Source organism: Vibrio sp. 10N.247.311.49, from assembly GCF_041467655.1.
GTDB lineage: Bacteria > Pseudomonadota > Gammaproteobacteria > Enterobacterales > Vibrionaceae > Vibrio > Vibrio crassostreae_C.
Genome location: NZ_JBFSVA010000012.1, coordinates 134,383 through 155,454, shown reverse-complemented (window position 1 = coordinate 155,454; position 21,072 = coordinate 134,383). Strand labels below are relative to the sequence as shown.

At 42.7% G+C, this 21,072-nt stretch carries 10 protein-coding genes and 3 pseudogenes; 3 read left to right on the top strand and 10 right to left on the bottom strand.

Annotated elements, in window-relative coordinates; genetic code table 11:
• Positions 1-666 precede the first annotated feature (666 nt).
• From AB6E54_RS13750 to AB6E54_RS13725, 6 genes are all read right to left on the bottom strand, one after another.
• Positions 667-1,620 carry a hypothetical protein gene (locus AB6E54_RS13750; RefSeq protein ID WP_102333581.1) on the bottom strand — a complete coding sequence of 318 codons (954 nt, stop codon included), beginning with the start codon at positions 1,618-1,620 and terminating at the stop codon, positions 667-669.
• A complete protein-coding gene (locus AB6E54_RS13745; protein WP_102333580.1) occupies positions 1,613-2,605 on the bottom strand; it encodes a DUF2169 domain-containing protein in 993 nt (330 codons plus the stop codon). Before AB6E54_RS13745 ends, AB6E54_RS13750 begins: the two co-directional genes overlap by 8 nt.
• Entirely contained in the window at positions 2,586-3,905 is a 1,320-nt protein-coding gene (locus tag AB6E54_RS13740; protein ID WP_372107383.1) for a hypothetical protein, read from the bottom strand. The genes AB6E54_RS13745 and AB6E54_RS13740 overlap by 20 nt, the downstream gene beginning before the upstream one ends.
• A gap of 25 nt (positions 3,906-3,930) precedes the next feature.
• On the bottom strand, positions 3,931-4,416 hold the full coding sequence (locus AB6E54_RS13735) for a hypothetical protein (RefSeq protein WP_017062589.1): 486 nt from the start codon (positions 4,414-4,416) through the stop codon (positions 3,931-3,933).
• Complete coding sequence (gene tssI, locus AB6E54_RS13730) at positions 4,416-6,494, bottom strand: type VI secretion system tip protein TssI/VgrG (RefSeq protein WP_372107380.1); 2,079 nt, start codon at positions 6,492-6,494, stop codon at positions 4,416-4,418. Before tssI ends, AB6E54_RS13735 begins: the two co-directional genes overlap by 1 nt.
• Before the next feature lie 74 nt (positions 6,495-6,568).
• The gene (locus AB6E54_RS13725; RefSeq protein ID WP_012600867.1) at positions 6,569-7,087 is read right to left on the bottom strand and encodes an Hcp family type VI secretion system effector; all 519 of its coding nucleotides are present in this window, start codon (positions 7,085-7,087) and stop codon (positions 6,569-6,571) included.
• 454 nt (positions 7,088-7,541) lie between these two features.
• On the opposite strand from AB6E54_RS13725, the gene tssH reads away from it, so the two are divergent.
• The 3 genes and pseudogenes from tssH to AB6E54_RS13710 all read left to right on the top strand — a co-directional run.
• Positions 7,542-10,235, top strand: a complete 2,694-nt coding sequence (gene tssH, locus AB6E54_RS13720) for a type VI secretion system ATPase TssH (protein WP_372107379.1) — start codon at positions 7,542-7,544, stop codon at positions 10,233-10,235.
• Positions 10,222-11,602: pseudogene (locus AB6E54_RS13715) on the top strand (sigma 54-interacting transcriptional regulator); the annotation flags it as partial. The gene tssH and the pseudogene AB6E54_RS13715, both read left to right, overlap by 14 nt.
• A gap of 83 nt (positions 11,603-11,685) precedes the next feature.
• Positions 11,686-11,850 (top strand): annotated as a pseudogene (locus AB6E54_RS13710) (helix-turn-helix domain-containing protein); the annotation flags it as partial.
• A gap of 75 nt (positions 11,851-11,925) precedes the next feature.
• Here AB6E54_RS13710 and AB6E54_RS13705 read toward each other — a convergent pair.
• The 4 genes and pseudogenes from AB6E54_RS13705 to AB6E54_RS13690 all read right to left on the bottom strand — a co-directional run.
• Entirely contained in the window at positions 11,926-16,674 is a 4,749-nt protein-coding gene (locus tag AB6E54_RS13705; RefSeq protein WP_372107378.1) for an OmpA family protein, read from the bottom strand.
• Complete coding sequence (locus AB6E54_RS13700; RefSeq protein WP_372107376.1) at positions 16,674-17,753, bottom strand: hypothetical protein; 1,080 nt, start codon at positions 17,751-17,753, stop codon at positions 16,674-16,676. The genes AB6E54_RS13705 and AB6E54_RS13700 overlap by 1 nt, the downstream gene beginning before the upstream one ends.
• 3 nt (positions 17,754-17,756) lie before the next feature.
• Positions 17,757-19,469: a hypothetical protein gene (locus AB6E54_RS13695; RefSeq protein ID WP_372107375.1), complete on the bottom strand. Its 1,713-nt coding sequence runs from the start codon at positions 19,467-19,469 to the stop codon at positions 17,757-17,759.
• 846 nt (positions 19,470-20,315) lie between these two features.
• Positions 20,316-21,072, bottom strand: a pseudogene (locus AB6E54_RS13690) (hypothetical protein); the annotation flags it as partial.

Below are 21,072 nucleotides of genomic sequence, written 5' to 3'. Positions count from 1 at the left end.
CTAAACTCTTTATCAAACGAAATAAATTAATGCTGGATAATAATTACTGTCCAATACCCTTTTCAATAGCAGTATTTAAAACCATCGGTAAGACTATTAATTCAGTTATTATTACTAAACAACCGAACATTACGACAAACGCTTTAACTAACTATTTTTGGCTAAAAATTAGGGTACTTATCCACGTAAATAACGAACTAAACATACATTGTTAACTGAGTCACATTTTTAGTTCATTCTAATAAAAACGAATTGTTCGTTTATCTGAGTAATGTTCAGAAATAATATTGATTATCTCTATAATTGGAATAGGTGTTTGGGAAGTGGATTCACCAAATAGGAATTAGGAATAGTTCGATATCAAGTGAGTATGGTAAAGCACTGAAATACTGCTCACTTATCATAAAACCATCAAGCCCCGCTCCTAAGCTTGAGTTCGTCATTGGAATGTACAACGCTATACTTAATTACGATGATAAAAATACACATCAGTTTCATCAAGGTGTTACAAATTTAGAGATAGAGCGGTGCAGCAACTAAAGCGGCTTGATGAATAAGGTGGATCTAAATAAACGCTAAGACTAACTTTGTCTACTGAATCGCCTTTCAGATAATTGTCGTGTGATAATGATTATAATATAAGCGTTTCGTATCACGGCTATGCAGTCAGGTCTGTTTCATACAAGTGAGTTGGAGCAACGCCCTTTCTCCTTTAACATCAAACATTAACAGGGTTACAGGGCTATTATGCGTTACCTCTTGGATAGTGCAGGCCATTAATGCCAATGCAGAACAACTACCCAATGTACCCCATAAATCATTAATTAAAGTGGGCTGCTGTGGGTTATCAAAACATTCGGCGCGTGCACCTAACGCGAACCCATAATCTTCAGTATGAGACCTCAGATTAGTCATATCAGAGAATACAGGCCCAAAACTCTTGATATTGCGACTCGCATTCCTGACGAGCTTCATTACTGACCTTCGCGTTGTATTTGCAGGTTCTACTTCGAAATAACCTAACTTTGCTTTGGGTTTAAGCTTTAACGTTTGCACCAAGTTATTCCGACATAACAGTAAACCCGCCCCGCCCTCACTCGGTATTATGCCCCATGGATTAGTTGAACTCATGACATCTCCAGATTCGATTAAGTCACTGAGATCATCAACAAGTGAATCTACTGAGATACTCATTATTGCATCGAATTGGTTCAACTTAGCCAATGATGTGGTCAAGTATGATGGTCCACTTTGTTGAACCACTTCATAACGTGATATTGAATCACAATGCTTACATTCACTTAACCACTGACTCATCTCCACAGCAGAAATAGAGCCCGGTACATTGACGAGTAACGGAATAGGCTTTAATGATGTAGGTAACTGCTTTAAAAGAGAGTCGATCAAGCTCTCAATAAGCACCGAACACTTGTCAAACAATGATGTACTGGAAATGTATTCAATACTAGCGTACGTGAATCTTTCTATCCCATCACCGGCCACTTGCTGATCGAACCTTCCCAAATCCGCTTTGGCAACTGTTGTGGCAATATCAAGATTCATGCCCGTTGGTGTCATGGCTTCCATACCAATAACGAATCGTGCTGAATTGTTATTCATTATCCGACAACTCCTGTTTTTTATGGATCTTCGTTGACACTAAAAGATGCTCCTCGCCTTGACATGGAAAGGCAGCGCTGTAACTGATTGAAAGTATGCGAGCCTCTGTATCAATGAAAACCGTAGAAATAGGCATATCTACTTGATAGTTGGCATTTTTAAATTGAGCTTCTGCTACATACATCTCTTTGGGGAAACGGAAAGAGAGTGCATCATTATGGCAAAAGCCACTCATCATCAATCGTTCACCGCCAGATATGAAGCCTTTGCATTGTTGGTCTAGTGGCGCACTCTGATAAAAACGCTGGTCAAAGTCTACGGGATAAAGAGGTTTCCTATTCTCTAGCCAATCGTCATCAAAAGTGCCAGCATATTGCTGACGAGCCCCGAAAAATGGGGCTAACGGGCCAAATCCAGCAACCCGTGTATTCTTGGGTGTCGCACTCCAATCTTCCGTAGGATAAAAAACCGAAGGAACCTTCTGTTTCAATAGTTCCCCTTTAGTATCAGCAATACCTCCGCCGAGCCGGTTTCTTAAATCGCCTCCGATAGCACAGGAGAAGTCCATCTCTTTTTCCACAAATGGGAGTGGTTTACTTAGCGTTACGCTACCTCCGTGCTCAATCCATTGCCTATCACCAAGTACCGATATGGTTTTGTCGATATGGCCATCAATCAAAAGCCGACACTCATGGTACGTAACTGCCTTTTTCGCGTAGCTTCGGGCCTTACCGAAAATCAGTACATCTGTGTTGGTTTTAACAACTGAGAACTCTTGGTCAGCTTTCATCGCGGAAAGCCCTGCTTCACCCAGATAGACAGGATCGTCATAGATCTCTGCCTCTTCTTGCTCCTTCCAAACAGAACCTACGAGTTGCCATGAGCGTTTTCCAACGACAACCCACACCTCATTGCCATTATGGTCCCGTTGAAAACGGCCTTTGATTGAAAGTTCTGGATGGTTCTCAATATCCCACAACTGCATTATTATTCCTTAGATTAAACCTTTCTGAGGCTGTTGAATTCTGAGTTAGTCGCGTGATATTCCACTCTTGTTGATGAACTGGCATAGCCATATCCCAAGGGATGTATGAGCGAGTATGGAGGCAAACCTGACGCCAAATCCAAACCCTAAAAGCAGCACTGACTTGAGTATCGAACATGGCTTGGATACTGGTTTCTAGAGTCAAAGGTTGTCCCAATCGACCCGGTGACGCTTGTCTGTAGGCACCAATTTCGACCCATTCTTTTAGCTTTTCGAGTATTTCGTGCCACTCAAAGTCTATCCCCAAATTTTTTGGTGTCACTGGTAAACGTTTCCCATAGACAATGTAAAGCGCTTGGATCCAATCTTCACCTTCGAACTCGTCAAGGCTAGATACTAATTCAACTATTTTCGGAACATGTTCATTCAGACCGTGTAATACAAAATCGAACGGAGCCTGTACACTACTCAGATTAAAGCTCTCAAACTCTTTGAGCTCCAAAAGTTTGGCAAAAGTGACCACTTCGGGATCAGATACACTATCGATTGAGGTACCAAATTCCTTACGAAACCATGTCCCTCTATCCTCTTTCGCAAGTAATCGCTCAAACAAGTTCTGACTGCTATTTGAGTTTTCAGCTAACCAGTCAACGCTTTCTGCATCGTTTTGTAACGATAAAAACAAATGTGTTTTATGCTCAGAAAACCGCTTGTCTTTAAGCCAACGTTTTAGCAGACCAACTGTGACAGTTTGGCGTAACTGTAAGCATTCAAGGAAAAGTAAGGGAAGCTTACAACCACCTTCAACCATTCCGATGATCACAGAGTCGATGTCTGATAATGATGACTGAACAACTAGCAATTTTGCGGTTTGGTAATCCAAATCATCAAGTATCGATAAACCACAAAGTAGGTTTTCGTGCTCTTGTCCAATTTCAGAATTCAACATGAGCCAAGCATAAATGGTTGGTTCGCTCTGCTTTAATTGATGAATCAATCCCGGAGCCAATCGATAGAAAGACAAATAAACATTTTTTAGGTCTTCAATCTGACGCTCAGCCAGCGCTAAGTACTCCAGTTTAACGCTTGGGTATCCCCTTTTATGTACTTGTAAGCGTTGCTTTAACAAGAAACCGAGTGTCTCCGAAGCCAGTGACAGCTTTTCATTACACATATCCAGCCACTTGATAGGAAGCTCGTCCAATAAAGCGAGCGTACTTTCCGCATTAGTGATGGCGAGTTCCAAATCTTCATTAGTAATCGGCTGGTTTAGTTGATCAATACCTATTTTTTGACGCATCCGTGAATCCAATCTAGTAACACGATCAATTGATCGCGATGGTGCCGCCTTGAATTTTTTGAGCCTTCTCTGCTTGGGAAGTCACATATTTGGCTTTGGTGGTAATTCGGCCATCACGGCCGCTGTAACGAGTCTCTGTTTCGCCACTTCTCACAATTAACTCTTGTTCCGTTTCAATAACCATTTTCTTTGCTCTCAGTACAAATTCATCAGAATCATCCAGAATGGAGAAAAAGATATCTGTGACTAAAGGGAGATTAAAATCGTTATTTAAAAATTCGATACGACATGAAAGTTTGTTATCAATAGCAAGTTGTAACTCGGCTAATTTGAACCCCCGCCCCAACCTCGCATTTATTGGTTGCTGTAAAGGGTTACCTTCGAAATCGACACGAACACCACTTTTAGATTCGTTAATCGATACAATTGTTCCAAAACGCGAAAAGCAAGCCGTTGATTCGGCTTGCTGTTCGGTGATGGTTTGGATAATTTGGGTTTGTTTTTCCATCATTAATTGATCGCTACGTTTCCACCTTTGACTACAACTTTATCGCTTCCTTCAATGGTTATTGAAGAACCGGACAACTTGATAGAACCATCACTATTCATCACTAATGAAGACCCACCCGTTTTCAGTACTATCTTGTCACCGCTTATGATCTGGGTCGCACCATCGGCTTTGTATGAAGTATTTCCTTTAACAGAAACCGTTAAGTTGCCACCAACCGTTTGGTTATCATCAGCTCCAATGTCAGAACTTTTTGAAGCACCTACCGTTAAGTTGCTATTTTCGCCCACATCCAAGTCATCATTCTTACCAATCTTGGTAATTTGATTGTCTCCAATTTCTAGATCAGAGTTATTCTTAACATATTGAGTCTCATTGGCATTGTAAGTAACGGATACATCTTGTTCGACAGTTTCAGTAAACGTACTGTTAACTTGGGTGGTCTTGTGTCCGTCGATGGTCTCTTTGTGATCACCATGAACATCATTTGTTTGATGGCGTGCAACCTTTAAGAACTCATCTTGACCTATATCGCGATAGCGGTTATTCAAAACCTTAGTCGACATGTCCTTTTGCGCATGGATGTAAACTTCTTCTTGGTTCGCTTCGTCTTCAAAGCTCAACTCGTTATAGCCTGTCCCTTTATGCGTTTGAGTTCGGAAAGTTGTACGCGTTTTGTTCTCTGGTAACGAATACGGAGGATAATGAAGCCCGTTATAAACTGCGCCTGTAACCAAGGGCCTGTCAGGGTCTCCTTCTAGGAAGGTCACTACCACCTCATGGCCGATACGAGGTAAGTATACCGCCCCCCAAGTTGGTGCCGCCATTGATTGGCTAACTCGAATCCAACAACTCGAATACTCATCGCTCTCGCCATAACGATCCCAATGGAACTGAACTTTGATTCGCCCAAGCTTATCGGTATAGATCTCTTCACCTGCAGGCCCCACGACAACCGCTGTTTGCGTACCTTCAACCAAAGGAGCTTCAAGTTTTGGAGCTCTAAACTCAACATGTCTAGGAATACACGCGAACTGATTATGATATGTAGTTGGCAGACCATTAGTTTCGTCTTCATGCACCTGAGGGTCATGACCACTATGCATCACCGACAGCATGAGGTAATCGCGGTTGATTGCCGAACGTGGATGCTCACTGATACTAAAACTGTATCCAGACGCCAGTCTCATGACATTACTGGTCGCCTCTACTTGCTGATTATCTACAACGTGCTCTGACATCCATTCATTTGATCTTACTTGCCCCATTGCTGGGTCAACGTAACGTCCTGGAAAATCGAATAATTTCAAATCTAAATCGAGTTCGCCGGAGCTGCTCATTTCCTGAGGGATCTTCGGAAACTCATAGTTATAATCAGTGTAAGTAACGTGGCCAGTTTTTACTCTATTCACGAGTTCAAGGTCAGAGATATGCTCGCGGTCTGCAACACCGCCACCATCCGCATGATAAACAATAGGGCCTAAATAAGATCCGTTTAGTGGCGTGCTCAATAACTCAGCGATTGCATCATTACTGTCGACAATAACCATTGTGTGGTTAGCTTCTGTATGTTCGAAGTAGTACCACATGCCGTGTTCTGCCAGAATTCTCTGAACAAATTCAAGGTCAGTCTCTCGATATTGCAACACGTATTCTTTTGAAGGGTATACACCAGATAGTTCTAATCGATAATCGGTCACTAACGCATCATCTAAAACTTCAGAAATGATCGCTGACGCTGACTTTTTTTGAAAAATACGGCAGTCTTGTCTTTGGCTCAAAAACCAAGCTTGTGGAACAAGAGTCAATTGGTAACGAGAGAATCTCCTGCCCGATCCAAGGTAACGCACCTCATTAACCACGCCGTGAAAGCATCTCGCAGAACTGACACCTTGGCCGTATAGAGTCAAACTACCTGGTTTACGGATGAGTGCGTCAAATGAGATATCAGGATCAAGTGAAAGTAATGATAGGCTGATTTGAAAAGGCTTTGAAAGCTCTTCGATTACCTGAAAGCTCTCCACACGAAAATCATGCGTGGAGCCTTGCAGTTCAAACTTAAATTCTACGTCATTCACCATATCTTTTACCTGATACTAATAATAGAAATAGGGCCAACAGTAGTTGTTGACCCTTTGTTTTTCACGAAAAGCGATTAAGCTTCGCGTGGAGCACGCCAGTCATCATTACCAGCAGTACCACAGTTTTCGTGAGTAACTTCGATTGCACGGTAAGTCAGCTTAAGTACTTCTTCAGTTACACGATCTGAAGTTGCAGCGTCTTGACAGTGATTCATACGAGTTTGAATATCTACTAGTAGTGCATCAATTAACTTGATTGAGTAGTAGTGCTCTTGCTTACCTTGTACTGAAGTACGGTAAAAACGGATTACACACTCAGGAAGCTTTTCGCCAGACACTAATGCGTTGAATAACAGAGGTGAACAACGGTCTTGTACTTTAGTTACTACTACCGGACGGTGAACACGTTGACCTGTTGGCTGACCACTTTGTGGGTCACGTGGAACTGTTAGTACGTGATCAAGTTCTTGAACTAGGAACTCATCAACGTGAGCTTCTTGCCAAGTGTTACCTACAGAATCTGCAGAGTAAGTATCTTTAGTAATGTGACCTTGAGTTTCACCATTGATAGACATATATGCTGGAGTTGGCATCGATATTTCCTTTTTAAAATTTATAATTCATTAATTCACCAAATCGCTTATCACCGCGACTGATTAAGCTAATACAAACATCATGCCAACTTTATAAAACCAATAAATACAGATAGTTACAATAAATTATCCGTTATAAATATTATATTTAACAACAATTTGTTGTTTAGAAAAACGATTTATTGAACGTGGATACTAATAAATTGAATTTAAAAAACAAAGGCAAAATAACTATCTCGAAGATTAGAAATAAAGTCAAAAAAACTAGCAATTAAATCATAACGCCTAGACTATTTATTATTTTGAACGGGATTTTGAATATTAGTCAGATAAAAAGCCAAAACAAACAATAAAAGTAACCAATAAACAATAGTAAATTCATCACCGAATAAAAAACCAGTTATCAATTTTAGTATAATTGCTGCATCCCATATACATAACTAATAGAACTAAAATGATAAATATAAACCTTTCCTCTTTAATACAACGTCTGCACCCTATTGTAAAAGTCGCTTTAGAGGACGCCGCTGCATTAGCCGTATCGGAAAAAGCCAATGAAGTGCAAATTGAACACTATCTATTAAGCTTATTAGAAAGGCCAAATAGTGATTTTGATATCTTATTAAGTCATTTCGATTGCTCAGAGACCATTTTAAGGCAATCCATTCGTTCGACTTTAGATACCAACACAACAGGCAACGGCAGCAAGCCCGTTTTTTCTTCGCTTTTAATCGAATGGCTTCAAGAAAGTTGGTTGGTCTCATCTTTAGATCTATCCGAAACTCAGATTCGCTCTGGCGCCCTACTTCTTACACTCGTGAGTAACCCACTACGCTATGGTCAGCACGGCTACGCTTCAATCTTAGACGGTGTAAACCCAGATACCTTAAAGCGTAACTTTTCTGAACTCACAACAAACTCACTAGAATCTTTAGCAACGACATCAGAAAAAACCGATGCACGTGAAGATGGTTCGGCATTAAGTAAATTCACCACCGACTTTACCGGCAAAGCAAGAAAGGGCGAGATCGACCCAGTATTCTGCCGTGATCAGGAAATCCGACAAATAATCGACATATTGGCGCGACGCAGAAAAAATAACCCAATCGCCGTAGGTGAGCCGGGAGTTGGTAAAACAGCGGTGGTAGAGGGTCTTGCATTAAAAATTACCGAAGGAGATGTGCCAGACTGCCTCAAAGGTGTTGAACTATACGGCCTAGACATGGGCTTACTTCAAGCAGGAGCGAGTGTAAAAGGTGAGTTTGAAAAACGCCTTAACGCAGTACTAGATGAAGTGAAGAATTCACCGACTCCAATCATTTTATTTATAGATGAAGCTCACACGCTAGTTGGTGGAGGCAATCAAGCTGGAGGCAGTGATGCTGCCAACCTACTTAAACCCGCTCTAGCACGTGGTGAAGTAAAAACAATTGCTGCCACCACATGGTCTGAATACAAGAAATATTTCGAAAAAGATCCAGCTCTGGCGCGCCGTTTCCAACTAGTAAAACTCGATGAGCCATCAGCTAGTCAAGCCGCATTGATCATCCGAGGCTTAAGACCAGCCTATGAAAAATCACATAACGTGTACGTACGTGACGACGCAATCACTGCCGCAGCAAATTTAGCTGATCGTTACATCACTGGACGCCAACTGCCAGATAAAGCAATCGACGTGTTAGATACGGCTTGTGCTCGCGTCAATATTAGCCTTAATGCAACACCGGCACCTGTCGAAACATTGCATCAAGAAATTGCGGCTGCGAACCGCGAACTCGAAGCTCTTGAACGTGACCAACTGCAGCAAACCGGTGACAAACACAGCGCCGCTTTAATTCCTGATCTAAAAGAGAAGATTGAAAAGGCCACCGAAGAACAAGCTACCCTTCAAGTTCAATGGAAGAAAGAACAATCTCTTATTCAAGAAATCATTGAACTGCGTAGCCATCTTTATAGCCTTACTACTCCTTCGACTGAAGAAGACAGCGCTCCTATAGCTGACAATACGGTTCAAGATGATGACGCACTAACAAGTGACAAACCAAATTGTCATGAATATTCTGAAGAGCAGACTCGCGAAGCTATTCAATCTTGTAACGAACGTTTAGATAACGTGCGCGGTACCAATCCACTCGTTCACTATGAAGTGGGTCCCGACGAAATTAGTCATGTAATTTCTGATTGGACAGGCATCCCTATTGGTAAGATGCTTCAAGATGAGTCGCAAGCAACCTTAAACTTGAAACAAAACCTAATCCAAAACATTAAAGGCCAAGAATTTGCCATTGATGCGCTTGCTGAAGGTATTCAAACCGCAAAAGCGGGATTAGGTAACCCAGATGCACCAACGGGTGTTTTCTTATTGGTTGGCCCAAGTGGTGTAGGTAAAACAGAAACCGCTCGCGCTATCGCTGATCAGATGTTTGGTGGTGAACGCTTCATGACAACCATCAACATGTCTGAGTTCCAAGAGAAACACACGGTTTCTCGTCTTATTGGTTCTCCTCCTGGCTATGTTGGTTTTGGTGAAGGCGGTATGCTGACCGAAGCAGTTCGTCAGCGCCCTTACTCTGTTGTTCTTTTAGATGAAGTTGAAAAAGCAGATCCAGAAGTACTCAACCTGTTCTACCAAGTGTTCGACAAAGGCACGCTAAATGATGGCGAAGGTCGTACCATCGACTTCAAAAATACACTCATCATCATGACAAGTAACCTTGCGACTCATGAGATTGAGTCTTTAGTTCACCAAGCGAAAGACATTGATGCCAATATCGTCGCTGAAGCCATTCGCCCAACGTTGAATCAACACTTCAAGCCAGCCTTGTTGGCTCGTATGTCCGTGTTGCCATTCCTTCCACTTTCAGACGCAGCAATGACTGATATCATCCATCATAAACTGAAGAAAGTGTCTGAGCGCCTGCAAAGCCACCACAAACTGGCACTTTGCTATGGTGATAACTTAGTGGAATTCGTATTAGGCAACTGCCGCCTTGCAGAGACGGGAGCTCGAAATATTGATGCCGTTATTAACCGTCAACTATTGCCGCAGCTTTCGACTCAACTACTGGTGAATGAACAGGATGATTCACATACTCAAATTGACGTTTCTGTGGACGAGCAAGGAACTCTAACCTATGCGTTCAGCTAACCATAGTGAGCTTAGTAACGCCCTACTTGCGATCAGCCAATCTCTGGCTGATCGCAGCCAGTTAGCTCAAACTTTGGATGCAGTTCTCACAGCAGCAAGGCAAATGACTTTCGCGAAACATGGCATCATTTACGTGCTTGACCAAACCGGTCAAGCCTTGATTCCGAGCACTGCACACCACCATGAAAAAGTCATTGCCTCACATCCTTGGGAACCACTGCAGTTAGACACAGTAAGTGAAGCCGACCCATTCAACTTCGCCGTACGTAACGGCGAAGTTGTCTTGATCAATGAGCTATACACTTATAATGGTTATGACTGCGAAGGCATCTATCAAACCGAGCAAACGTTAGGTCTAAAAAGCAACAACTTACTTGCTTGGCCATTGATTGATGATGAAGGCAAAACCATTGGATTATTGGTTTTGCTCGATTTAAGCGTTATCGATAACGAAACCGCACTTACCGAGTTTTGCCGAATGGCGGCAAGTAATATTCGCCATGCCATTTGGTTAGAGCAATATGGACAAGTGATTAAGAGTTTAAGCGCCGATAACCAAGCATTGGTCCGTGAAAATACTCAGCTAAAAAAGCGGACAAAGAAAACCTATCAAGGTCCGATCGCTGAAAGTGAAGAGATGGTCAATGTATTGAGCCGACTTGATAAGGTGCTCTCTCTGCCTGTCGACGTCTTACTAAGAGGCGAGACAGGTGCGGGTAAAGAAGTCATTGCAAAATACATTCACGAAAACTCGAATCGTTCAGATCAAGCATTAATCGTTCAGAACTGCGCCGCAATTCCTGAACAACTTCTGGAATCCGAACTTTTCGGACACAGAAAAGGGGCATTTACCGGTGCAGACAAGGACAAAGTTGGCTTATTTGAAGCAGCAAACGGTGGCACCCTGTTCCTAGATGAAATTGGCGATATGCCAATGCTACTTCAAGCTAAACTACTGCGTGTGCTGCAAGAACGTAAAGTTCGTCCTGTTGGTGCCAGCAAAGAAATTGAAGTGGATGTCAGAGTCATTGCAGCGACACACTGTAATTTAATGCAGCAGATTAAAGACGGTGGCTTTAGGGCCGATTTATTCTATCGCTTGAATGTTTTCCCTATCACTTTACCACCACTGAGATCCAGACAAGCGGACATTATCCCACTTGCTGAGCACTTTGTTCAGCACACCACGACGATGTTAGGCTTGCCTCAATCACCAGGCTTGAGTGCTAATGTGAGAAACCAACTGCTCGCTTACCCTTACCCGGGTAACGTGCGTGAGCTTAAAAACATCATCGAACGCTCGGTTCTGCTTTCCGATTTCGAAACCATTACTCAGATTGAGTTTGGTGAACAGATCCCTGAAGAGGTAGAACACCATCAAGTCGTTGCTCCAGTTACATCGGCAATACAGCCCACGTTTGAACCTGAACCTCTAGGAGATGACGATGTCGCAGTTGGCCTAAAAGAGGTCGTCAGCCAATACGAACGTACCGTAATTATTGACTGCTTAAACTCTTGTAATTGGCACACGAAACGAGCGGCAGAGCAACTGTCGCTTCCATTAAGTACGCTCAATCACAAGATGAAGAAATACGATATTTCTGCGGCGGGTTGAGCGAGAAGCGAGAAAATCTTACTTCAGCTTTTATTGATAAGAAAAGAAAACCGCCAAAGGCGGTTTTTTTATTTACTACTTTGCCTGTAAAAGAGCGATTTCCGGAGCATTAAGCGAAGACGCTTGTTTCGTTATCCAATTCTCAACATATCCTTTCTGCTCGTTCTGTACCTCTAGGTTTTTCCAGTGTAAGTGGTTCGCCTCACTTGTCGCCTTTTCCTTTTCAACAGTTTCTATCCATGGCTTCGCCGTCATGAAGTCTTTCACCGCAGGAACTCGAAGCTCAAACTTCGGTAATTCATAACCTTCACTCGTATCCATTTGCTCAAATGAAGCCAACTGGAGTCTGATAGGTTTTAGATCATTACCATCTAAAACATCACCAAAAGGTCTTAAACCATTAACTAATTTACCTGTAGGCGACACATAAGAATACTCAAAGCGAATGATATAAAGGTGCTTTTTCTCGCTTGAAGTTAATAAACTTGAGAAATTAGCGTCATTTTTATCAATAAATTGAACGGCGCTTTGCTCCAGACCCGTACGCTTAGTAGCGTCGCTATCGTCAAGCTCTAGATCAAAAACGGTTCTTGTTTCTATTCCGTTATACCCAGTATTTGACTTCTCGGTAACAAGACGAGAACGAATGTTGACTGCTCCAGCATAATGCATCACGTCATGTTTAACTGGACCATCTTTGATCTGCAGTTTCACCCCACATTCAATGGCGTTGAGTAACATTGTATCGTAGTCGTCACTCGCACGATCATCCCCCAACACCGCAAAACAAAGTGAGAACTTTTGCTCTTTCGACCAATCAAACTTGTTACTTATCAGTTTATTCGCGTTGCCTTCACCCCAAGCAAGATCACCGTCAATTTCAATACCAGGCAAAATAATAAGGTTGCCATCGTTCACCTTCGGTGTACTGTCTCGAGATGACGCAGACTCACTCATAACAAACTCTTCGATCAAAAAGTCAGTGTCTGTGAGTTTCGTCTTTTCTAATGTTCGACCGTTAAAGTTTTTCGCTTCTTGTGCGGGGCTTTGACCATCGACCCCAAAGTTAACTTCAGTAATATCTAGAGTGTAGTTTTTATATGTACCCAAGCCCTCTAACTTACCCGCTAGCAAATCATGCCCTCCTAGTGAGAAGACATATCTCATCTGCTCAAAAGCACCAGAGTCTCGAACATATTCAAACACGCTTTGGTCTGTAAAAAAGGCTTTCACCTCATCTAGGACTTTAACATTTGGGCATAGTGGCTTGATGCCATGGATTAAAAACTCACCAAATCCATATGTTGGCTCAAATTCAAGACCATACAATTCCTTATCCTTAGCACCTTTACTATCAAAGTGTTTTTTAATCGCTCCATCAGGGTCTTCGAATTGAGAGGCATCCATTTTGGTGAACAATACATCAAAGGTTGGCCCGTGAGAATCCAAGCCAACAACAGCTGCGCGATAAGCGACCTCCTGCAAAAACATTGTCTTAGATGAGAAATCGTCTTTTAAAACCACCTGTAGCTTCACGCGAGTTTGTGGGCGTAGCTTTCGTCCATTCTGCGCAAATACCCATTCGACATATGGCGTCCATTTCTCACCATTTTGAACCAGCAAGCGGCTGAACGCTATACCATCATGCTCAAGTTCTACTTTAGCTAAGTTGAAGTCGTGACAAAATGCCTTTAGGCCTTCTCGGATAGATGCACTTTCTTGCAAGGACTCATCTGATTTTCGATCCAAGAATAGACGTGTTTGTACAGGGAATCCCGTGTTAAATGCACCACCTATTTTTTCACCGTAACTCCATTGTAACGAGCTATTGGCATCTGATTTAGAGAACAAACCAGATTTTTTAAAGCGGTTTACCCAGTTCAGGGCCAGTGTATTTCCATCATTGACTGGCATTTCCCAGTTATCACTCATGACATACAGCTGAATAAACTCGTCAACTCGATAATCTTCAATGAAATCATCAAAGTCACCCGTCAGGCTCCACTTAGCGCGGAGAAGCGTTAGTAACTCAATCAAAGAATTCAAAGCATAGGAGCGCAATAAAAAGCGCTTCAACAACTCATCATGATTCGCCTGTTTTTTGAGAAAGTCAGCTAAGCCAACAGCATCAATGACCTGAGGTTGAAGATCTTGACTGATCCCCTTATACAGAGAGATAAGCTCTTTATTGATGCTACTGAGTGTCTTTAGCATGCTTTTGTTGTTGTACTGAGCTTTGATCTCCTTAAACGTCGCATCACCAAAAAGGTCCCCATAGAAATCAGTTGCAGCGCCCAAAAGGTCTGCACCCACTTTACCGGCAAAATAATAGGCAGCCACTGGTGCAGCAGGCGTCCAAATCGCGACGCTTGCGATTGCATCAACGGCGGAAAAAATCATCTTATCTTGAGCTTCCTTTGCCGCAAGCTGATGCCCTTCCCAAATTTGATGCGCGCGATTTAATGCCATCGTTCCCGAGCGACTCGGTGGTAGAGAAACCGCAAAGTCAGGGATGATCAACCTTACCTCTACACGTCGGTTCACAGCGATATCCGCATTATCTGATCGATCATTAACGTCGGCATAACCGTCGATATCATCAATCAGTTGCGATTTACCCTTAAACTCAATCAACAACCTTGATTCTAGGTTCGTTCGTTTTTCTCCGCTTGCTTTGGCAAGGATCGCCTCTTTAACTACATCCGCGCGCTTCCTAGAAATTTTTAAGTTATTTTCATGCGTTCCTATTGGTCCTGCATGACCAATAATAGCGACTTGATAATCAGAATTGTCAGATAAAAGTTGACGCAATCTATCGCAGACGATTTTATAGTCGATATGTAGCGCTTGAACTTCGTTCTCAAACTCAGCGGAGTTAAACTTGAAATTCATTCGAACAACGACCCCTTGACCATCAGCAAAGATCTGAGCATTCCCTTCTTTACCAAGTGCTTCCTGCACCGTTTCTGCCTTTTTTTGCCACTGTTCTGGATTATCAAAGCGGCGAACAAACGTTAAAGAAGAAAGATAGTTTTCAGCATATTTGCTTAAAGTTTCTTGCGCTTCTTTCGCATTTTTAATTTGTTCTGTGAACGCCGAATATTGGTCGAGTGCTTCCTTACCACTTGCGATAACTCCAATTGCTGGTAGTGCTCGATTTGTTCCGTTCAAAAAATCACTGCTTAATCGTCCAACGCCACGCATGATTTTTGACTCTGGGTCTGCCGCTTTAAAAGCACGTTTGATATAAGGAATATCGATGACATGCTTTCTAAAAACCAACGCTTGAACTTGTTTCAGCGTTAGCTCCTTGCGCGCGAAAATCTTGGCAAGGCTGACGCTCTTTTTAACACCACTGGTGGCTGCAAGTGCCGAATGTAACGCGATACCACTCATCAGAAATGGAGGTAAGGCTCCTGATTCACTGTTTTCCCATAGCGCTTGTCCAATGGTTTTCGCCATTTCCGCAGGAGGACCAGAAAGCTTGGCGCCTTCAATGGAGAGAAAGTCACTGCTCAACGATTCGTAGGTTTTGTTGATCGCTGCATGCAAAGATAACGGTGCGACACCCGGCTTTTGCTTAGTTTGATAGGTTAACCCCTTCGTCGCGTAGTCTTCATAAGATGGCAACTGATTAGGGAATTGTTGGATGAGCGCTTCCTCTAAGGTGATCATGTCACCACATACGCACGCCATTTTGCCAATACCTGCAGTCTCGATAAACGTCAGTTTTTCATGCAGCTCGTAAGTATATACATTCTGTTCCACATCAGTTTGAGGGTGTTTCATGAACTGCTTTGTGACATTGGCCTTCAGTACACTTTCGGGTAATACCTTACGTGTTTCATCGAATGCTAACCATTCATCTTCCCAAAACTGGATACGCAACAAGTAAAAGCCATCTTCAGCAAGACCTGAGTCAAGGTTAAACAATGCACTTGGTAAAACGTTTCTATCACCAATTTTATCCGCCCATTCAGCAACGTGTGTATTGACAACCTTTACATCAATCACTTCTTCTGCAGCGCTCTCTAAATCACCTGCTTTGAGCTGCTTAAGCGGTCTAACAAGCGAAACCTCTGCGCCGCTATAAAGCATGTCTGTAAAAAGTACCGCGCAGCTGTGCATCCTTGGCACAACGAAACCCTTCAGGGGTTTATTTCTTTTTGTCTGACGCTCCAACCAATCATTGTAGCGTTGTTGCTCTGGCGTAAGATCGCCCCCAACATAAGCAGGTGCAAGTTGACTCGGGGCAATTTCAGTAAGTTGGAACTGCACACCCGTTTGATTTGTTTTGTTAGTCCCATCATCAATGTACTGAGCAAAATACTTAATGTTTTCTGCAAGACTTGCTAGATCTTTTGCGCCCCCCGTACTTTCTGGATCATTCTGCGGCGCAATCATCTGCGCCAACAAACGCAATGGCGGAAAGCTTAATTCATAGTTTGTCCCTTTGCAGATCCCTTCCGGTCGGTGGCCTAACTTGAGTACTTCATAATTGTCGACATCGCTTGGTGCAGAAGTTTCAGAGCCGACTTTTTCTCCTGATAAAGGTTGCTTACCCGTTGCTTGTGGTGGCTCGCCTAAACCTAATTCAAATAATTTACCCTCTTTGTTGGTGCCCCATAATGCAGGGTCACCTCCCGACAAGGCATTGACCATCACTGGAGTCAGAGGAATGGGACGAATCTTTCCCGCTAGCTCATTTACTTGGGTGAGATCTGGCTGGGAATGCCAGTCAGGGAATGCCCTACTTAACCCAACTTGCTTTCCTTCAAAAAAAGCACCAAACAGATAGACTTCATTATCAAATGTGAAAGCCATCAGTTAGCCTCCTTAAACCAGTTACCTTGGTTTGCAGAGAGGTTATACACAATGGCGGGGTCTAACGTTCGGCTGTAACCCAACGGAGACCAACTCCACGCTTGCTTTGTCTGGTTGTTTTGCACCGACATCAGCATCGCGTTGTAATTCGTTAAAGAGAAACGATTATTTAGGCCGATAGCGTATTGCATTGCACCATCACGCTTAATCTTTTTGCCTTTCGTAAGGTCGACGACAAACACATCGTGATAGTTGCGATTAGCCGCCCAAACAATGTCCCCTTCTGGGCTTATCGCTTTATAATGAACTGTTGCTCGATTGATAGGTAAGTCTTTGCCCCATTGAACCAATTTTACAAGCTCATGAGTCTTTTCATCAATGATTCCAGCTCCAACATCTCCCACCTCATAAATCAACCCACCTTTTATAAATCCAGTACCGAATATTTGTAAATCCGTTTTTTCCGCCTCACCTTTAGCAATATCCCACTTATACACCACACGACCCACCTTACCCGTGCGGTAATAAACGTAGCTACTGTCTTCAGCCCACAAAAAGCCTTTCGGCCCTTCAATGTCATGTGGCAGCTTAATCATCTTCTGGGTTTTGATATCAAAAAGGTAGTTAGTCAAACCAAAGCCGACTGCCACATAGCGATTATTTGGCGAGCGACTGGTTTTATCAACACCTGAGCCATTCATACCTAGCCAAGCTAAATCGGTCACCAAGCGTAGATCCGTGCCATCGGTCTTCATACTCCAGACTTTGTTGCGTCCTTCGTATTCGTTGTACATTGGATCCGGCTCATAGCCCGGGACACTTGATAAGTTTGCCCAAGTAAACTGAACGCGTGGCAAATCGTAAGATCTAACGTCATTTAAATCTTCCCTTGGCCATTCTTTAGCGCGATGGATAAAGTAACGAGGAAAGTCACCTTGTTGATACGTCGCAGAGTCAGATTTACGGATCTTGCTCTGCTCCATAGTGTAATAGTTGTGTTCACCAACGTAAGTACGGCCGTCATCTTTACAGCCCGCAATAAATAAAGCAGCAAGTAATAGTAATAGTGTTTTTTTCATGGTTTAACCTAGCAATTCTGAAATAGATACATTTTCTTCAATGACAACAAGACGTTGGCTACCCGTAGACAGACTCGAATGAACACCTCGAACAATATCGACGCTCTTGACCTCTTCCGGCGGGAATGCGAACCGCAGCGTCATATAACCATCGTCGTCTTTCATCGCTGAACGAAAGTACGATTTGTGAATCCAATCGTGTTCTATGTTACGAAGCCCAAAGAAATCGTCCGGCTGATCTGTCAAAGGCTCGTGAAGGTAACGTATAGAAGGCAAAGCGCCTCTTGGAGCCAATTTAAGCCCCGCAACATTGCTCTCTTTATGTTCGTTGATGATTCCACTGCCGATGCCTGTCGATGCGGTACCGGAAACTGGAATAATATTCTCACCCGCATTATTAAAGCTTTGGGATGAGGAGTATATTTGCAACTCTGAAAGAGATTTAGCAATTGAAGCAGGATCACTCTCTAGCTCAGACAGTTCCGTGTTTGTCAAAGCCAACTCAGAATAATGGATATAACATTCTTGTGCTTCTCCCGCGACTTTATATGGCACCCAAATATGCGGAAGAGGAACACCTTGTGCAATACGCAAACCATCTTTGCCAGCTTTATAAGGGCTTAGCACCGTTTTAACAGTGATAGGATCAATATCTAATTCAGGAAAAACAACATCTACTTCCTCATCTACAAGGCGAAATACCCTAGCACCTTGATCAAGGCTTAGATGTCCCGAATACACTTTCTGACCGGATTGATAAATCTCAAATGCTTCTTCGCCAATGTAGTAGTCTGGTACAAGGTTTGCCCCATCAATGTTGACATGTCGTGTTTTCATCGAGGATTCAGGATCATTATTTCTGTAGTACTCTAAATCGACATCAGCAAAGTAGCCTTTTGGTGTAACTTCAACCTCTCGCCAAACTTTGTTATTCCAGATTACATAGAAATAACCTTCTGAAACTAACTCATGTCCATTTGTGCCTTCTAGCATAGGCAGCACTGGCACCAACACGTTATCCCACTCATCCATCTGCGTTTCTTTATCGACGGGTTGTAGGTCTTCGGCGAGTTTAAGCAAGATTGGCTGAGGCTGGTCAGAACAAGGGATTTTGATATAGAGCGTTTTGCCCTCAGTTTCGAGATCTTTGAATGTCGCTAGGCTGCGGTGTTTGTTTTCAGTATCGGCCTTACCTACGGTGATTTTTTCTTTTTGAGCCTCAGTTTTACCCAACATCAAACATGCCGCATTGCTTGACCACTGGCCAGCAAACTCAACGACGATTTTATGCTCTGGGGAAGGTTCAACCGGCGAGAAGCTGTAGTGACGTGCCAAAGGTACATCATCGACAACTTGCTGGTAGTTGGCTTTGTGAACACGCTCTCCAGTGCCCTTACTTACCCTGTCGACATGTAACTTCAGCCGAGGGAAGCTTGCTAGTTGCTTACTCGTTAGTGGACTACGTCTCACATTGGATGAAAGACAAACCCAGTTCGCTTTTACAAGTTCTACTCGAATAGCATTGAGCAGGCTGTGGACATTTTTTTTAGCCGACGCAGTAATCTGCTGAACCAGAGTGCTTGGTAACTGAGCCAAGATGTTTTTAGGGGTGCGCGCACGCGAAAATAGCCCGATACACTCATCCGGTGTTAAGACATATTGAAGGTCGTTCGTACTGAGAGACGAACTAGATATAAATTTGCAAACTAAGTGCATTTGGATTCTCCACAACCTACAGGTATATATAGTTGCGGTGATAACTAAGCTGATAAGGCTTAAAAAACGATTTGGTTAAATAAATTCTACGCGCAATGCTTATAAATTTCAATAGATTAGAAGGAGTATCGTCAAAAACCATAACACTAGCAATAAAGCCAATTAAACAGGATAAATAGTCATTTCGTCTGACCAACTAAAAAGGCAAATCAATTTGAACGGATGTCACATAACAATCATTTCATTGCGTACTTAAGTAAATACTAACTAGACCAAACACACATATCTGGTGGAAGCATTTCATCGATTTAGAAGGTTATATTGAGCATTTTCTCATCTGTAAAAAAGAAAAAAAGTGGGAATAAATTCCCACATAAACTTAGCCAATATAAATAGAATTTATTTTGGAACACTAAATTGGCTTAAAAGGGCGGTACTAAAGTACCAAAATGCAGAACACCACATCAAATAACGATGTGATATAAACACTATATATATTATGCATTTAATATCAAGATGGCACTTTTATAGAGATAACACCAAAAACTACTATGCAAAACATCTATACAATTGCCATTCTGATTACATCACCAGTTATATTAGTTATCTGACTAAAAATATGACTAAATAATGAAATAGGAAAAACAAAATAATTTTCATTTCAATGACTCAGCATCACTAAACTAATCAATATTAGTCACTGCTGTACAAAAAAATCGACTTGAGGAGAATAGAAATGATTAAGTCCACTGTGCATATTCAAATTTCTACAACCTGAGATACATTTGCAAAAAAGGTCTGCCGAATAGGCAGACCTTTGTCTAATCTTCCATATAACGATTAGCGTTACGCTGCTAGTTTTGTGCCCTTGTCGTAAATAAGCAGTTGTCGTAATAAACTTGGCACTACGACCACTGCAGCGTTCACATCCTTATTTAATGTAAATGTAGATTCAACCAAAGTAGCATCGGCTCCAAGTGCATTGGCACCATGTAGTGACACCGTCACAGACCCACCTTCGATTGGATCAAGAGTCAGTTCATATTGCCAAACTCCGTTTTCACTAACCAGCACCTCAGCATCTGAAACTTTAACTCCCCCACTGTCTGTGACACTTAGGCTCAACTTATCACCTTCAGAAAAACGAACCGTAGTACCATCGAGAATCAATGTGGGTGACTCTGATTCGTTAACATCGTTACCGCTGTTGATCGCAGAGATGCTAATAGTTGGCGTAATCGGCAGCGAATGTGTGCTGTCTTGCGCCCCCACGTTACCCAATAAGTCTTGGTAATCTTTCACCACCAAATCCACCGTCAAATCAGACGACGTCGCGACTAATACATCGACATTGCCCGTCCACACGCTGGCGTCCGCACTCTGCGTCAGCGAGATGACCGTACCACCTAACTCGGCACTGGCCGCTTGCAGCGCTTTATCGAACTTAAGACTGACCGATACGCTCTGACCTATCGCTTGGTGCGGCGGATTAAATGTTGCGCTAGTCAAAATAGGTAACGCTTGCGACACGTTAAAGGTCTCTGAGCTACTCACGGTAACACCCGTCGTGTTCTCACCCGTGACCAACACTCGATACTCAGCG

What these genes read in the sequence shown, in the direction of transcription:
- AB6E54_RS13750 (WP_102333581.1), bottom strand. Translation starts at nt 1,620, where the DNA reads ATGAATAACAATTCAGCACGATTCGTTATTGGTATGGAAGCCATGACA.
- AB6E54_RS13745 (WP_102333580.1), bottom strand. Translation starts at nt 2,605, where the DNA reads ATGCAGTTGTGGGATATTGAGAACCATCCAGAACTTTCAATCAAAGGC.
- AB6E54_RS13740 (WP_372107383.1), bottom strand. Translation starts at nt 3,905, where the DNA reads ATGCGTCAAAAAATAGGTATTGATCAACTAAACCAGCCGATTACTAAT.
- AB6E54_RS13735 (WP_017062589.1), bottom strand. Translation starts at nt 4,416, where the DNA reads ATGATGGAAAAACAAACCCAAATTATCCAAACCATCACCGAACAGCAA.
- tssI (WP_372107380.1), bottom strand. Translation starts at nt 6,494, where the DNA reads ATGGTGAATGACGTAGAATTTAAGTTTGAACTGCAAGGCTCCACGCAT.
- AB6E54_RS13725 (WP_012600867.1), bottom strand. Translation starts at nt 7,087, where the DNA reads ATGCCAACTCCAGCATATATGTCTATCAATGGTGAAACTCAAGGTCAC.
- tssH (WP_372107379.1), top strand. Translation starts at nt 7,542, where the DNA reads ATGATAAATATAAACCTTTCCTCTTTAATACAACGTCTGCACCCTATT.
- AB6E54_RS13705 (WP_372107378.1), bottom strand. Translation starts at nt 16,674, where the DNA reads ATGGCTTTCACATTTGATAATGAAGTCTATCTGTTTGGTGCTTTTTTT.
- AB6E54_RS13700 (WP_372107376.1), bottom strand. Translation starts at nt 17,753, where the DNA reads ATGAAAAAAACACTATTACTATTACTTGCTGCTTTATTTATTGCGGGC.
- AB6E54_RS13695 (WP_372107375.1), bottom strand. Translation starts at nt 19,469, where the DNA reads ATGCACTTAGTTTGCAAATTTATATCTAGTTCGTCTCTCAGTACGAAC.